Origin of the sequence: Methylopila sp. 73B (assembly GCF_000526315.1) — a bacterium.
Taxonomy (GTDB): domain Bacteria; phylum Pseudomonadota; class Alphaproteobacteria; order Rhizobiales; family Methylopilaceae; genus Methylopila.
Genome location: NZ_JAFV01000001.1, coordinates 1,195,921 through 1,210,013 on the forward strand (window position 1 = coordinate 1,195,921; position 14,093 = coordinate 1,210,013).

The 14,093-nt window shown below is 68.6% G+C and carries 15 protein-coding genes; 6 read left to right on the forward strand and 9 right to left on the reverse strand.

The window, feature by feature from the left end:
• The first annotated feature begins 319 nt into the window (after nucleotides 1-319).
• A complete protein-coding gene (locus K244_RS23505; protein WP_155931601.1) occupies nucleotides 320-685 on the forward strand; it encodes a hypothetical protein in 366 nt (121 codons plus the stop codon).
• A gap of 87 nt (nucleotides 686-772) precedes the next feature.
• Here K244_RS23505 and eno read toward each other — a convergent pair whose 3' ends face one another.
• Nucleotides 773-2,056, reverse strand: coding sequence for a phosphopyruvate hydratase (gene eno / locus K244_RS0105775; RefSeq protein ID WP_020185304.1), 1,284 nt, complete (start codon nucleotides 2,054-2,056; stop codon nucleotides 773-775).
• A 128-nt stretch (nucleotides 2,057-2,184) separates the two neighbouring features.
• Here eno and queF point away from each other — a divergent pair, with 128 nt between their 5' ends.
• Together queF and K244_RS0105785 are read left to right on the forward strand one after the other, a co-directional pair.
• Nucleotides 2,185-2,631, forward strand: a complete 447-nt coding sequence (gene queF, locus K244_RS0105780) for a preQ(1) synthase (RefSeq protein ID WP_020185305.1) — start codon at nucleotides 2,185-2,187, stop codon at nucleotides 2,629-2,631.
• Between the two features lie 485 nt (nucleotides 2,632-3,116).
• A complete protein-coding gene (locus K244_RS0105785) occupies nucleotides 3,117-4,139 on the forward strand; it encodes a hypothetical protein (protein ID WP_020185306.1) in 1,023 nt (340 codons plus the stop codon).
• Nucleotides 4,140-4,484: 345 nt separating this feature from the next.
• On the opposite strand, the gene K244_RS0105790 is transcribed toward K244_RS0105785, so the two are convergent.
• The 4 genes from K244_RS0105790 to gatB all read right to left on the reverse strand — a co-directional run bounded on the left by K244_RS0105790 (nucleotide 4,485) and on the right by gatB (nucleotide 8,390).
• Nucleotides 4,485-5,042, reverse strand: coding sequence for a TerB family tellurite resistance protein (locus tag K244_RS0105790; RefSeq protein WP_020185307.1), 558 nt, complete (start codon nucleotides 5,040-5,042; stop codon nucleotides 4,485-4,487).
• Nucleotides 5,043-5,163: 121 nt separating this feature from the next.
• A complete protein-coding gene (kdsA, locus tag K244_RS0105795) occupies nucleotides 5,164-6,009 on the reverse strand; it encodes a 3-deoxy-8-phosphooctulonate synthase (protein ID WP_020185308.1) in 846 nt (281 codons plus the stop codon).
• 66 nt (nucleotides 6,010-6,075) lie between these two features.
• Entirely contained in the window at nucleotides 6,076-6,885 is an 810-nt protein-coding gene (locus tag K244_RS0105800; protein WP_020185309.1) for a VOC family protein, read from the reverse strand.
• 26 nt (nucleotides 6,886-6,911) lie between these two features.
• Nucleotides 6,912-8,390 (reverse strand): Asp-tRNA(Asn)/Glu-tRNA(Gln) amidotransferase subunit GatB, encoded by a 1,479-nt coding sequence (gene gatB / locus K244_RS0105805; RefSeq protein WP_020185310.1) that lies wholly within the window; start codon nucleotides 8,388-8,390, stop codon nucleotides 6,912-6,914.
• A gap of 143 nt (nucleotides 8,391-8,533) precedes the next feature.
• On the opposite strand from gatB, the gene K244_RS0105810 reads away from it, so the two are divergent.
• Complete coding sequence (locus K244_RS0105810; protein ID WP_020185311.1) at nucleotides 8,534-9,133, forward strand: Uma2 family endonuclease; 600 nt, start codon at nucleotides 8,534-8,536, stop codon at nucleotides 9,131-9,133.
• Here K244_RS0105810 and K244_RS0105815 read toward each other — a convergent pair.
• The 4 genes from K244_RS0105815 to K244_RS0105830 all read right to left on the reverse strand — a co-directional run bounded on the left by K244_RS0105815 (nucleotide 9,123) and on the right by K244_RS0105830 (nucleotide 12,349).
• Nucleotides 9,123-9,425 carry a chorismate mutase gene (locus K244_RS0105815; RefSeq protein ID WP_245259744.1) on the reverse strand — a complete coding sequence of 101 codons (303 nt, stop codon included), beginning with the start codon at nucleotides 9,423-9,425 and terminating at the stop codon, nucleotides 9,123-9,125. The genes K244_RS0105810 and K244_RS0105815 overlap by 11 nt on opposite strands.
• The gene (gene gatA / locus K244_RS0105820; protein WP_020185313.1) at nucleotides 9,422-10,900 is read right to left on the reverse strand and encodes an Asp-tRNA(Asn)/Glu-tRNA(Gln) amidotransferase subunit GatA; all 1,479 of its coding nucleotides are present in this window, start codon (nucleotides 10,898-10,900) and stop codon (nucleotides 9,422-9,424) included. Before gatA ends, K244_RS0105815 begins: the two co-directional genes overlap by 4 nt.
• 41 nt (nucleotides 10,901-10,941) lie before the next feature.
• Nucleotides 10,942-11,229, reverse strand: coding sequence for an Asp-tRNA(Asn)/Glu-tRNA(Gln) amidotransferase subunit GatC (gene gatC / locus K244_RS0105825; RefSeq protein ID WP_020185314.1), 288 nt, complete (start codon nucleotides 11,227-11,229; stop codon nucleotides 10,942-10,944).
• A 406-nt stretch (nucleotides 11,230-11,635) separates the two neighbouring features.
• Nucleotides 11,636-12,349, reverse strand: a complete 714-nt coding sequence (locus K244_RS0105830; RefSeq protein WP_020185315.1) for a metal-dependent hydrolase — start codon at nucleotides 12,347-12,349, stop codon at nucleotides 11,636-11,638.
• A 128-nt stretch (nucleotides 12,350-12,477) separates the two neighbouring features.
• Between K244_RS0105830 and ruvX the strand changes: the two genes are divergently transcribed.
• Together ruvX and K244_RS0105840 are read left to right on the forward strand one after the other, a co-directional pair.
• The gene (ruvX, locus tag K244_RS0105835) at nucleotides 12,478-12,975 is read left to right on the forward strand and encodes a Holliday junction resolvase RuvX (protein WP_020185316.1); all 498 of its coding nucleotides are present in this window, start codon (nucleotides 12,478-12,480) and stop codon (nucleotides 12,973-12,975) included.
• A 177-nt stretch (nucleotides 12,976-13,152) separates the two neighbouring features.
• On the forward strand, nucleotides 13,153-14,082 hold the full coding sequence (locus tag K244_RS0105840; protein ID WP_020185317.1) for an AEC family transporter: 930 nt from the start codon (nucleotides 13,153-13,155) through the stop codon (nucleotides 14,080-14,082).
• Nucleotides 14,083-14,093 lie beyond the last annotated feature (11 nt).

Below are 14,093 nucleotides of genomic sequence, written 5' to 3' on the forward strand. Positions count from 1 at the left end.
GCGAATGCGCGCTATGTTGAAATACTAACTTTACGAGCAGGGGTTGGTCCCTACGCCGTGGAGGGTATTCCAGGGCGCGGGCCTTCTACGACGGCTACACGCGCCGAGCGCGCGAAGCTTCAGGAGATTGGAGATAAGTATAGTTGCCATCAATGTGGTCGATCACATCCAGGAACTCGGAGCGGACGTTGGGTCTACGACCATCAAGACGCTTCTGCGCTTAGGGTGCCGAACTCGGGACGATTGATATTTCCTCAATGCGTCCAGTGCATGAACGACCAAGCAGGAGCGGTAAGCGGCATACTGAGGTATCGGAAAAATGACTGATCAAATCGTTCTCGCCCCGCCCTATTCTGTCCTCTTCATCACAGACGCCGATCTGGGAGATGAGGCTCCAGAGCTAAATGGTCGTCATGCCGGATGGAGCGATCGCTGCGTGTCGATCACATGTTTGAATTATCAGGATGGCGATACGACTGTGACGCTTGGGGCGTTTTCGGAGGTGGCTCGCTCTGGCCAGCCCGTCGTCGATCGAGAGATCGCAACGCCTAACCGCGAGGTTGTGGTTTCAACCGCCCATCTCGATGTCGTCCTGAGAATGCGTGTTCCATCAATCCGCACTCGCGTGCGGATTTGGGACAACCACTCCTATGAACCGGACGACATCGTCATCGGGCTGGGCTGATGCCAAGCGCAAACGAAAGGGCGGCGCGCCGAAGCGCGCCGCCCTTGGTCTTTACGCTGTTGAGCCGATGACCGCCGTCTCAGGTCTTCAGCGGAACGCCTTCAGCGCGTTGCGGCCCGCGTAGACCGCGACGTCGCCGAGCTGCTGCTCGATGCGCAGGAGCTGGTTGTACTTGGCGAGCCGGTCGGAACGGGCGAGCGAGCCGGTCTTGATCTGCCCGCAGTTGGTGGCGACGGCGAGGTCCGCGATGGTCGAGTCCTCGGTCTCGCCCGAGCGGTGGGACATCACGGCGGTGTAGCCGGCGCGGTGCGCCATATCGACGGCGGCGAGCGTCTCGGTCAGCGTGCCGATCTGGTTGACCTTCACCAGGATCGAGTTGCCGACGCCTTGGCGGATGCCGTCCGAGAGGCGCGTGACGTTGGTGACGAACAGGTCGTCGCCGACGAGCTGGCACTTGTTCCCGATCAGGTCGGTGACGGCCTTCCAGCCGGCCCAGTCGTCCTCGGCCATGCCGTCCTCGATCGAGGCGATCGGGTACTTAGCGACGAGGTCGGCGAGGTAGTGGGCCTGCTCCTCCGGCGAGCGGGTCTTGCCCTCGCCCTCGTAGACGTAATTGCCGTTCTTGAAGAACTCGGTCGAGGCGCAGTCGAGGCCGAGCATGACGTCGTCGCCCGGCTTGTAGCCGGCCTTCTCGATCGCCTTCATGCAGAAGTCGAGCGCCGCTTCCGCCGAGGGCAGGTTCGGGGCGAAGCCGCCCTCGTCGCCGACGTTAGTGTTGTGGCCCGCGTCCTTCAGCGCCTTCTTCAGCGTGTGGAAGATTTCGGCGCCGACGCGCAGCGCCTCGGCGAAGGTCTCCGCGCCGACCGGCAGGATCATGAACTCCTGGAAGTCGATCGGGTTGTCGGCGTGGGCGCCGCCGTTGACGATGTTCATCATCGGCACCGGCAGCACGCGGGCGGAGACGCCGCCGACGTAGCGGTAGAGCGGCGCCTCGGAGGCCTCCGCCGCGGCCTTCGCCACCGCGAGCGACACGCCGAGGATGGCGTTGGCGCCGAGGCGGGCCTTGTTCGGGGTGCCGTCGAGGCCGATCAGCGTCTCGTCGATGCTGACCTGCTCCTCGGCGTCGAAACCGCCGATCGCGTCGAAGATCTCGCCGTTGACCGCGTCGACCGCCTTGGCGACGCCCTTGCCGAGGTAGCGGCTGGCGTCGCCGTCGCGCAACTCGACCGCCTCGTGCGCGCCGGTCGAGGCGCCCGAGGGCACCGCCGCGCGGCCGAAGGAGCCGTCCTCGAGGACGACGTCGACTTCGACGGTCGGGTTGCCGCGGCTGTCCAGGATCTCGCGGGCGAGGATGTCGACGATGGCTGTCATGGGATCAGCGGCTCCGGTGGCGCGCGGGGTGGGGTCGGCGCACGTCGTAGCCCAAGAGGGCCGCAGGGAAAAGGTCGCGCGAAGCCGCGGGGCGCCGTACATGCGTCTGATATCTGGAGAGCCCCGCGATGACCGAACCGCTGCTCGGCCGCATGGTCGGCCTGCCGTCCTCCCCCGAGGAGGCGGAGCTCGACCGCGTGCCGAACCCCCACCCGGACGTTACCTACCTCGCCCGCTTCACCGCGCCGGAGTTCACCTCGCTGTGCCCGGTGACCGGCCAGCCCGACTTCGCGCACATCGTCATCGACTACGCGCCGGACGAATGGCTGGTGGAGTCGAAGTCGCTGAAGCTCTACCTCGGCGCCTTCCGCAACCATGGCGCCTTCCACGAGGACTGCACGGTCGCGATCGCCAAGCGCCTGATCGCGACGCTCAAGCCCCGCTGGCTGCGCATCGGCGGCTACTGGTACCCGCGCGGCGGCATCCCCATCGACGTGTTCTTCCAGGCCGGCGAGCTGCCCGCCGGCGTCTGGATCCCCGAGCAGGGCGTCGCGCCGTACCGCGGCCGGGGGTGAGCGAGTTGGCGAGGTCGAAGACCGCATGGCCGGGGTGCGTGCTTCGAGACGCCATCCTGCGGATGGCTCCTCAGCATGAAGAGGTTCGAGCGGAGCGGACGATCTGCTCGAACTCAGTTCGCCTCATGCTGAGGAGGCGCGAAGCGCCGTCTCGAAGCACGCACGTCGTCGCCGTCTGACCCGCTCAGTCGCTTCGGGACCGCGCGGAGCGAGGCAGCTGAAGCGTTTCGAGAGTTGCGCTCAGCCGCCATTCCGGGTGCGGCGAAGCGGATGGCCGGAACGACTGCGCGTCGCCTTCAAACCCCTCCAATCATGGCGAGGGCGTGAGCGCGCTCCGTCACGGCGTCGTCGCAGAGGAGGCGTCCGCCCGAGAACCTGACCGGGCGCCAAGACGGGCGCCGGCGCGCCCCGGAAACGCCCCAAGCGACGCCCACCTTCGCGGCCCGAATCGACCGTCCCGCTTCGCTCCCTCGGAGGCCGCGCCAATGCCCAACCCCGACGCGCCCAGCCGATCCGAAGACGTGCTGATCATCACCAACGGCGACAGCGCCGTGGCGCGGATCGAGGAGGCGCGCGTCGCCGGCGCCATCCTGCCGTGGCGCGACGTGCTGCACGACGGCCCGGTGCCGGCTGCGGGCAGGCTGGAGCGGCTGTCCGCGATCCGCTCCGCCTTCATCGCCTCCGATCTCGGCCTCGGCGTCGGGGAGGTCGCAGCCGAGTTCGCCGCGCGCGACGCGGCGGTGCGCGGCCACGCCGGCTTCGCACGCGTCGAGATCTGGCTGGAGCACGACCTCTACGACCAGCTGCAGCTGCTGCAGATCCTCGATTTCTTCCACGCCGAAAGCCGCACCGAGGGGCTCTATCTCGTCCAGTCCGACGACTATCTCGGCCTGCAGGGCCCAGAGGCGATGCGCGCGCTCGCGGGCCGCGCCGCGCCGGTGACCGAGCGCCAGCTCGCGCTGGCCGACCGCGCCTGGGACGCGTTCACGGCCCGGACGCCGCACGCGCTGGCGCGTCTGGCCACGGAGGACACCACCGCCCTGCCCCACCTCGCGCCTGCGCTGAAGCGCCTGCTGCAGGAGCTTCCCGATCCCGTCCGGGGCCTGACGCTGACGGAGGAGCGCGCCCTCGGAGGCCTCGCCGAGGCCGAGGCGACGACGGGAGAGCTGTTCCGCCACGTGACCGAGCAGGACGAAGCGCAGTTCTTAGGGGACGCGAGCTTCTTCCGCCGGCTGGACAGCCTGGCCTTCGCCGACGAGCCATTGATCGACGGTCTGCCCGGCCCCTCGCCCGAATACTGCGGCCTCGGACCGGGCCGCCACCTCGGCTACGCCGACTACGCCCGCGCCCGGCTTCGCCTCACCAAGGCCGGCCGGGCGGTGATGACGGGCCGCGTCGACCACCGCGTCATCAACCGCATCGACCACTGGGTCGGCGGCGTCCACGTCTCGCCCGCGGCCTTGATCCGCTACGACCGCGCGCACGGGCAGCTGGTGGCGCAGGACTGACAAAATGCGTCATCCCGGCCAAGCGGCGAACGCCGCGCAGAGCCGGGATCGTGTCGAGGAGAGGCGCCTTTATCCGAGAACGATCCCGGCTCGGCCTCCGGCCGTCCGGGATGACGCCGAGTCTTGCCTCCCTTGTCCCGGCCTTGAGCCGGGACCCAGACCCAAACGGCTCATCGGACGGTTGCGACGACGTCGTTGCGCTTGGTCGACAAGCGTCGGGCGTCTCGTGTCCGGCTCAAGGCCGGGACACGAGAGCTGTGTGATGCCTTAACCGCGTACTCCTGCTTGACGGGAGCGCAGCATCCACGACCTCCGCTCGGCGACGCGCGTCACGCCCGAACGGCCTCAGCCGCGCGCCTTGGTCCAGCCAAATCCCTCGCCGACGGCGTCCGGCGGCGCCAGCCGCTGGCGAAGCGCCACGATCAGATGGAGTTGCTCTTCGTTCGGAGGCCCATCCACATGGGCGACGCGCTCCAGCATTTCGATCAAATCGTCGCGTTCCTGCGCCGTGAGGCGATCGTTGAACAAAGGCGCGAGATCCTGAATCGCCGCGGTCGCGCTCGGCGTCTTGGTGCAGGCGAAACGCGCGAAGGACTGGGCTTCGGCCAGATCGCCCGAGAGCGACATCACCGTGCGCATCTCGTGCTCGATCGCCGTCAACTGGGCGGCCGAATAGTCGCCCTTCTGCCGAGCGATCAGGAACAGCAGGACGGTCCCTGCCTCGCGCGGATCCGTGATCGACTTGATCGGCGCACGGGCCTCGGCCTCGAGAGAGGCGAGACGGCGCTTCGTGTTGCGCCGCTGGGTCAGCATCTCTTCGATGCGCTTGTGCCCGTCCAGCCGAAAGAACCAGTAGCAGAACCAGAAAAAGGCTCCGCTCAGGATCGCCGCGATCACTGGCATGCCGCCCTCCGTGCCTCGGCCCGCTGGCGAGCCCGGTGTCAGATCGGCGGCGTTTCTAGCAAATAGTCAGCCGACTTCAAACTTCCGCGATGAGCTCACGTCGGGGCGGACCGCGCAGTCGTCAGCCCTTCGCGAGCCGGTCGAACGCCATCAGCCGGGCGAGCAGGGCCGGCATCTGTTTCAGCGGCACCATGTTGGGGCCGTCGGAGGGGGCGTGGTCCGGGTCGGGGTGGGTCTCGATGAAGACGCCCGCGACGCCGACCGCGACCGCGGCGCGGGCGAGCACCGGCACGTATTCGCGCTGCCCGCCGGACGACGCGCCCTGGCCGCCGGGCTGCTGCACCGAGTGCGTGGCGTCGAAGATCACCGGGGCTCCGGTCTTCGCCATCTCCGGCAGCGCGCGCATGTCGGACACCAGCGTGTTGTAGCCGAAGGAGGCGCCGCGTTCGGTGAGCAGCACCTGAGGGTTGCCGGCTCCGACCAGCTTGTCGACGACGTTCTTCATGTCCCAGGGCGCGAGGAACTGGCCCTTCTTGACGTTGACCACCCGTCCCGTCGCGGCGGCGGCGAGCAGCAGGTCGGTCTGACGGCACAGGAACGCCGGGATCTGCAGTACGTCCACCACCTCGCCGACCGCCGCGCACTGGTGCGCGTCGTGCACGTCGGTCAGCGTCGGCAGGCCGAGGCTCTCCTTGATCTCGGCGAAGACGGGGAGAGAGGCCTCAAGCCCCATGCCGCGCTGCGCCGTCGCGCTGGTGCGGTTCGCCTTGTCGAACGAGGTCTTGAAGATCAGCCCTATCCCGAGCGCCTCCGTGATCTCCTTCAGCGCCGCCGCCACCTCGAGCGCGTGGTCGCGACTTTCCATCTGGCAGGGGCCGGCGATCAGCGCGAGCGGCAGGTCATTGCCAAACTGGACGGACCCGACCTCGACGACGGCGGACGGGCGATTTTCGGTGGGTGTGGTCATGGGACGTCCGCCTTGGCGCTGCCGCGTCTTTTCAAGAATTGCGCCGTCGGCTTATCAGCACCGGGCTCAGGCTTCCAGAACCAGCGTCAGGCCGAACAGGCGCTCGGGCGGAACGACCCGCTCCGCCCCGGTCGGGACTTTGATCCGCAGCGCCGAGAGACGAAGCTCCGGCCCGACCTCGACGGCGAGCCCCGTGCGCCGATGGTAAGCCTCGCCGGTCAGCACGCCGATCTCGCCCCGCGGCGTGGGGAACGTCAGGCCGGACGACGTTGCGCGAAAGACGTCGATCCCGGTGAAGGCGCGCAGGAAGACGTGGTGGTCGGACGGGTTCTCGGCTGTCAGGACGACGCCCGCGACCGCGCGTGCGCCGTTCGGGTGCGCCTGCGCCGCCGGGCTCCAGAAATTCTCCGGCCGCTTCTGCTCGCAGGCGAAGAAGGCGACGTCGGGCGCGGCGGGGTCCGACGCGAAGGCGAGCTCGAACGCGACCTCGATGGGCGAGCCGTCCGCCCGCACGCCCCGGCGTTCGAAGAAGAACGGCGCGAAGTCGCCGATCCCCTTCGCGGCGTATGTCGCCGCGTCCGCTTTGGCGTCGAGGCTCTCCAGAACCAGCCCGGAAGGCCCCTCGCCGGCCCGCGCCAGCCGGTCGCGCTGGAACGCCGCGAACGAGAAAAACCGTGGGCCGTGTTCGGAGATCAGCGCGGGATCGGCGATCGCCAGCAGTTCGACGAAGAAGCCCGGCAGCTGGACGATGCGGTTCTTCGTGCCGAACGGATGCCGGTTCTCAGCCCCGACCTGGAAGCCCATCGCGCTCCAGGCCTCGGCCGCGGCGTCGAGGTCGCGGACGAGGTGGACCAGGTGGTCGAGGCCGCGAGGCATGGCGCGTGACGGCCCGGGGCGCGCGGTCAGATCTCCAGCTTTCGCTTGAGCAGATCGTTGACGGCCTGCGGATTGGCCTTGCCGCCGGAGGCCTTCATCACCTGGCCCACGAACCAGCCGATCAGGGTCGGCTTGGCCTTCGCCTGCTCCACCTTGTCGGGGTTCGCCGCGATCACCTCGTCGCAGACCTTCTCGATCGCGCCGGTATCGGTGACCTGCCGCAGGCCGCGGCTCTCGACCAGCTCGCGCGGGTCGCCGCCTTCGGTCCAGAGGATCTCGAACAGGTCTTTTGCAATTTTTCCCGAGATCACGTTCTCGGAGATCAGGCCGATCAGGCCGCCGAGCTGGGCTGCCGAAAGCGGGCTCGCCTCGATCGCGAGGCCCTCCTTGTTGAGGCGGCCGAACAGCTCGTTGATCGTCCAGTTCGCCGCGAGCTTGGCGTCGCCGTGCTTCGCCACGGCTTCGAAGAAGTCGGCGGACTCCCGCTCCAGCGTCAGCACCATGGCGTCGTAGGGCGTCACGCCGTAGTCGCCGATGAAACGCGCCTTCTTGGCGTCCGGCAGCTCGGGCAGCGCGGCGCGGAGCTCGTCCACCTCCGCCTGCTCGACCTTCAGCGGCAGCAGGTCCGGATCGGGGAAGTAGCGGTAGTCGTGCGCCTCTTCCTTGGAGCGCATCGACCGCGTCTCGCCCTTGACGGGGTCGAACAGCCGCGTCTCCTGGTCGATGCTGCCGCCGTCCTCGAGGATCTCGATCTGGCGGCGCGCCTCGATCTCGATCGCCTGGCCGATGAAGCGGATCGAGTTGACGTTCTTGATCTCGCAGCGCGTGCCGAGCGGCTCGCCGGGCTTCCGGACGGAGACGTTGACGTCCGCGCGCAGGTTGCCCTTGTCCATGTCGCCGTCGCAGGCGCCGATGTAGCGCAGGATGGTGCGCAGTTTGGTGACGTAGGCCTTGGCCTCGTCCGACGAGCGCAGGTCCGGCTTCGACACGATCTCCATCAGCGCGACGCCGGAGCGGTTCAGGTCGACGAAGGACAGCTTCGGGTCCTGGTCGTGGATCGACTTGCCGGCGTCCTGCTCGAGGTGGATGCGCTCGACGCCGACGACGATGCTCTCGCCCTCGCCGAGATCCACCGTGACCTCGCCCTCGCCCACGATCGGGCTCTTGTACTGCGAGATCTGGTAGCCCTGCGGCAGGTCCGGGTAGAAGTAGTTCTTGCGGTCGAAAGTCGAGACCAGATTGATCTGGGCGTTGATCGCGAGGCCGGAGCGGATCGCCTGCCGCACGCACTCGCGGTTCAGCACCGGCAGCATGCCGGGCATCGCGGCGTCGACCAGGCTGACGTGGCTGTTCGGGGCCGCGCCGAAGCCGGTGGAGGAGCCCGAGAACAGCTTCGCCTCGGACGTCACCTGCGCATGGATCTCCATGCCGATCACGACCTCCCAGTCGCCGGTCGCGCCGGGGATGAGTTTGGAGCTCGCGGGGACGCGGGAGGGAGCGTTCATGGGGATCGGCGGCCTTCAGGATGCAAGGTGTCGTTCGAGGGTCTTCCTAGACCGTTGTCGCCTTGAGTGACAATCTCGGAGGCGGATGACAACATGGTTGTCGCAGCTCCAATCCCCTCGCCGCCTGACAATGGGGGCATGCGATGAACGTCAGATACGACGATCTGGTCGACTACCGCTCCGTCGAACTCCAGCCCGGCATGGCCGTGCCGGTCGAGGTGTTTCTCGACTGGATCGACACGCAGGAGGGCAAGTACGAGTACGACCGGGGCACGATCGGCATGATGGTGAAGGTCACGCGCAACCACTCGCTGCTGGGCGCGCGGTTCGTCTATCTTCTGTCACGCGCTCTCGAGGATCAGCCTTACGAGGTCCACGCCGAGGCCTTCGGGGTGCGCACCGACGGCAGCATCCGCTTTCCCGACGTGCTGGTGCAGCGCCCGGAAGCCGACGGCCGCGCGCTGGACTCGAAGACTCCGCTCTTGATCGTCGAGGTGCTGTCGCCGTCGTCGGTCTATGCGGACCATGTGGTGAAGCGGGACGAGTATCTCGCTCTGCCGACCCTCCAGGCCTATGTGGTCGCCGACGCCAACTCGCCGAAGCTCACGCTGTGGGAACGCGGGGCGGACGGCGCGTTCCCGGCCGAACCTGTCGTAGTCGCGGGTCTCGACGCCGAACTGCGGCTCGCAGGCCTCGCCGTCGCGCTGCCGCTCGCCAGGCTCTACCGCGGGATCATCGCTTAGACGCCCTCTCCATCAGCGCGCGCTCGTGGGCGATGAACTCCGCCATCATCGCGCGCCACAGCCGGTCGGCGAGCGCGGGATCGAGCCCGTGCCGCTCGCCCAGCGCGCGGGCGTTGGCGGCCACCTCCTCGACGCGCCACGGCACCAGCGCGACATCGGGGTCGTTCTTGATGCGGGCGGCCTCGGCGATGCAGTGGGCGCGCGCGGCCATCAGCGGCATGATCTCGGCGTCGAGCGCGTCGATCGCGGCCCGCACCTCGTCCATCGAGGCGTAGGTCGGCCGCGCGCTCACCACCAGCGCTCGGGGGTGAAGCCGCCGCCGGCCGCGTCCTCGATCACCGCCGCGGCCGAGAACAGCGTCTCCTCGTCGAACGGCCGGCCAATGAGCTGCAGCGCGAGCGGCAGGCCGTCCGCGGACTTGCCCGCCGGCACGGCGACGCCCGGCAGGCCGGCCATGTTCACGGTCACGGTGAAGACGTCGTTCAGGTACATCTCCACCGGGGAGGCGTTGGCGTTCTCGCCGATCCCGAAGGCGGCGGAGGGGGTCGCCGGCGTCAGGATGGCGTCGACGCCGTCCGCGAACACGGTCTCGAAGTCGCGCTTGATCAGGGTGCGCACCTTCTGGGCGCGGACGTAATAGGCGTCGTAGTAGCCGGCCGAGAGCACGTACGTGCCGATCATGATGCGGCGGCGGACCTCGTCGCCGAAGCCCGCGGCCCGGGTCTTCTCGTACATCTCCGTCACGTCGCGGCCGGGCGCGCGCAGGCCGTAGCGCACGCCGTCGTAGCGGGCGAGATTCGACGAGGCCTCCGCCGGAGCCACGATGTAGTAGGCCGGCAGCGCGTACTTCGTGTGCGGCAGCGAGACCTCGACGACCTCGGCTCCGGCCGCCCGCAGCCACGCCGCGCCCTGCTCCCACAGCGCCTCGATCTCGCCCGGCATGCCGTCGACCCGGTATTCCTTGGGGAGACCGATCTTCAGCCCCTTCACCGAACGCCCGACCGCGGCCTCGAAGTCCGGAACCTCGCGCTCGACCGAGGTCGAGTCGCGGGGGTCATAACCGGACATGGCGCCGAGCAGGATCGCGGCGTCGCGCACGTCGCGGGCGATCGGGCCGGCTTGGTCGAGCGAGGAGGCGAAGGCGACGATGCCCCAGCGCGAGCAGCGGCCGTAGGTAGGCTTGATGCCGACCGTGCCGGTGAAGGCGGCCGGCTGGCGGATCGAGCCGCCGGTGTCGGTCGCGGTCGCCCCAAGGCAGAGCCTCGCCGCCACGGCCGCGGCCGAGCCGCCGGAGGAGCCGCCAGCGACGAGCGCCGCGTCCGAGCCCGTCTTGCGCCAAGGGTTCACCGGCGTGCCGAAACAGGAGCTCTCGTTGGACGAGCCCATGGCGAACTCGTCGTTGTTGAGCTTGCCGAGCATCACGGCGCCCGCGGCGCGCATCTTTTCGGTCACGAAGGATTCGTAGGGCGGCGTGAAGCCGTCGAGGATCTTCGAGCAGGCGGTGGTGCGCACGCCCTCGGTGCAGAACAGGTCCTTCACGCCGAGCGGCAGGCCTTCGAGCGCGCCGGCCTCGCCGCTGGCGATGCGCTGGTCGGAGACGGCCGCGCGCTCCAGCGCGATCTCCGGCGTCTCGAGCACATAGGCGTTCAGGCCGCGGCCCGCCTCGATGGCGGCGAGGTAGGCCTGTGTCAGCTCAACGGCCGAAAAATCCTTCTTGGCCAGCTTATTGCGGGCGTCGGCGAAGGTGAAATCGAGAAGATCGGACATCGCGGCTCAGGACTGACGTTGCGGGCGGGCGGAGGCGGGCGTCACTCGACGACCTTCGGGACGACGAAGAAGTCACCCTCCCGCGCGGGAGCGTTCTGCAGCACGCGTTCGGCGTTCTCGCCGTCGGTCACTGCGTCCTCGCGCAGCCGGATCGACAGGGGCATGACGCCCGTCATCGGCTCCACGCCGTCGACGTCGAGCTGGGACAGCTCCTCCACGAAGGCGAGGATCGCGTCGAGCTCGCCCTTGAGCTTCGCGACCTCGTGGTCCTCGACCGCGATGCGGGCGAGCTTGGCGACGCGGCGGACGGTGGTTTCGTCGACGGACATCTCGAGCCTTCAGAAGAGGTCAGGCGTCAATCAAACTTGATCGACGCGCCGGGCTTTAGCACGGGCGATCCGAGCGTCGCAACGCAGGGGCCCCTCAAGGTTTCGGGGCGCGGCTCGAACCGGAGTGCGTGCTTCGAGACGCCCGCGGAAGGGCGGCTCCTCAGCATGAGGACGATCTTCTACCGACCTCCCCTCCTCACGCTGGGGAGCGCCGAAGGCGCGTCTCGAAGCCCGCGCTCACACGCTCCGCCGTCACCAAAACCTAAAGCCGTTCCAGCTTCGTCATTCCCCGGTTTATCGGGGGCATCCAGGCCGCCGTAGCGCGAGGGATCGGTCTGGATGCCCCGGATAAACCGGGGCATGACGCGGGTCTGCTAAAACAGAAATCTGACGTCCAAACCGCGCGCTACCCCTCGACCTCGAAGGTCTCGCCGATCGCCGGCGCCTTCACGGTCGTCCCGCGCACGCTGTCCATCAGCTCGACGAAACGGTCGGCGTTGGGCTCGAGGATGGGAAAGGTGCCGAAATGGCAGGGCACGACCAGGTCGAAATCGAAGAAGTGCCGGCAGGCGTAGGCCGCGGTCTTGGCGCCCATGGTGAAACGGTCGCCGACCGGCACGAAGCCGACCGTCGGGGCGTAGAGCTCGTTGATCAGCTTCATGTCGCCGAAGATGCCGGTGTCGCCCATGGCGTAGACCACCGGCTCGTCCTCGCCCTCGGGCGTTACGATCAGACCGTGCGCCTCCCCGAGCGCGATGGCGACGCCGTTCTCATCGAGCTGGCCCGACGAATGCAGCGCCTGGGTCATGGTCACGCGGAAGCCGCCGAGGCCGATGGAGCCGCCGGTGTTCATCGGCTCGAGCGCCTTGACGCCCTTCGAGCCGAGCCAGGTGGCGAGGTCGGCGTCCGCCACCACGGTCGCGCCCGTTTCGGCCGCGATCGCGACCGTGTCGCCCACATGGTCGAAGTGCCCGTGCGTCAGGAGGATGTGCGTGGTCCCCTTGGCGGCGGCCGCCTTGTCCCCTTTGAACACGCCGTTCTCGAAGAAGGGATCGATCAGGACGACGCTGGATCCGAAGTCGAGCCGGAAGACCGAATGGCCGTACCAGGTGATGCGCATGGGGGCTCGCGTCCTTGTGCGGTTTGGAATCGTTCGGGGGCGGAGAATAGGAACCGCAGCCACGAGGACAAGCGCGCTGATGCGGCGCCGCCATGGCGGGCGCCGGACCGCCGTGCTAGGCGGAGGCCATGTCGACCATCTTCCCCGAGTTCGAAAGCTTCGTGGCTGCGCTCCCGGCGGACGGCTCCCTGTTCGGGCTCGACCTCGGCACCAAGACGGTGGGCGTCGCCGTTTCCGATCCGCGCCGCACCATCGCGTCGCCGGTCGAGACCATCCTGCGCCGCAAGTTCACGCTTGACGCCGACCGGCTGCTGGAGCTCGCGGCCGGGCGCAAGGTCGTCGGCTTCGTGCTTGGCCTGCCCGTCAACATGGACGGCAGCGAAGGCCCGCGCTGCCAGGCGACCCGCGCCTTCGCGCGCAGCCTCGCTGGTCGCACGCCGTTGCCCATCAGCTTCTGGGACGAACGGCTGTCGACGGCGGCCGTGGAGCGGATGCTGATCTCGTTCGACACCAGCCGGAAGCGGCGCGACGAGATCGTGGACAAGCTCGCCGCCGCCTACATCCTGCAGGGCGCGATCGATCGCATCGGCGGGCTTCGCCGGACGGCGGAAGACGCCGCGCGATGACGGCGCCCCAACGCCGAGGGCCGAGCCGCGCCATTCCAATCACAACTGCGTCAGCACGGACGGTGGTCGATCACCTTCACCAACCGGCAGTGGCCGCCGGCGTAGGCCGGAAATGGCAGCCATGCGTCCTCTGAAGAGCGCGCGCCCCTTCACGGGCCTCGGCCGGAACGGCCCCGCGTGATCCTCGCCTTCGAAAGCCTTTTGCCCTCGTTCCTGCTGATCCTGTTCGGCTTTGGCCTCTCCCGCTCGCCGCTGCTGCCGGCGGCGCTGTGGGAGGGGATCGAGCGGCTGAACTACTACGTGTTGTTTCCCGCCCTGCTGTTCGTGACGCTCGCCCGCGCCGACCTCGCCTCGGCGCCGATCGGGCCGATGGCGGGCGCCATGGTGCTCGCCATCCTGCTGGTCGCGGGCGGCATGCTCGCGTCGCGCCGGTGGTGGATGAGCCTTCCGAACGTCGACGGGCGCGCCTTCAGCTCGCATTTCCAGGGCGCCATCCGCTGGCAGACCTCCGTCGCGCTGGCTTTGGCGGCGACGCTCTACGGCCGTGAAGGCCTGGCGCTCGGCGCGATCGGCGTCGCCGCCATGATCCCGTTGCTCAATCTCCTGTCGGTCGCGGTCGTTGCGTCCTACGGGGCCAGCACGCCGCCCTCACGCCGCGCTCTGGCGCAGGAGCTCGCGCGCAACCCGCTGATCCTGTCGGTGCTGGCCGGCGCGGCGCTCAACGCCTCTGGTGTTCGGCTGTACGGACCCGCGGTCGAGACCGTCGACCTGCTCGGCCGCGGCGCGCTCGGCGTGGGGCTGCTGCTTGTCGGCGCCGGGCTCGCGCCCGCCACGCTTCGGCTGCGGCTCGACATCGGCCTGGTCGTGGTGGTGAAGCTGGTGTTGATGCCGATCCTGATGATCGGCTTCGCCACGCTGTTCGGCGTGGAGGGCGTCGCGCTCGGCGTGGTCGCGATCTCGAGCGCGGTGCCGACGGCGAGCAACGCCTATCTTCTGGCGCGCCGCCTCGGAGGCGACGCGCCGTTGATGTCCGCCATCATCACGGTGCAGACCGTCGTCGCCTTCGCGACGCTGCCCACAACCTTATGGTTGATCGGCGCGACGTAAGCCGCCGCGCC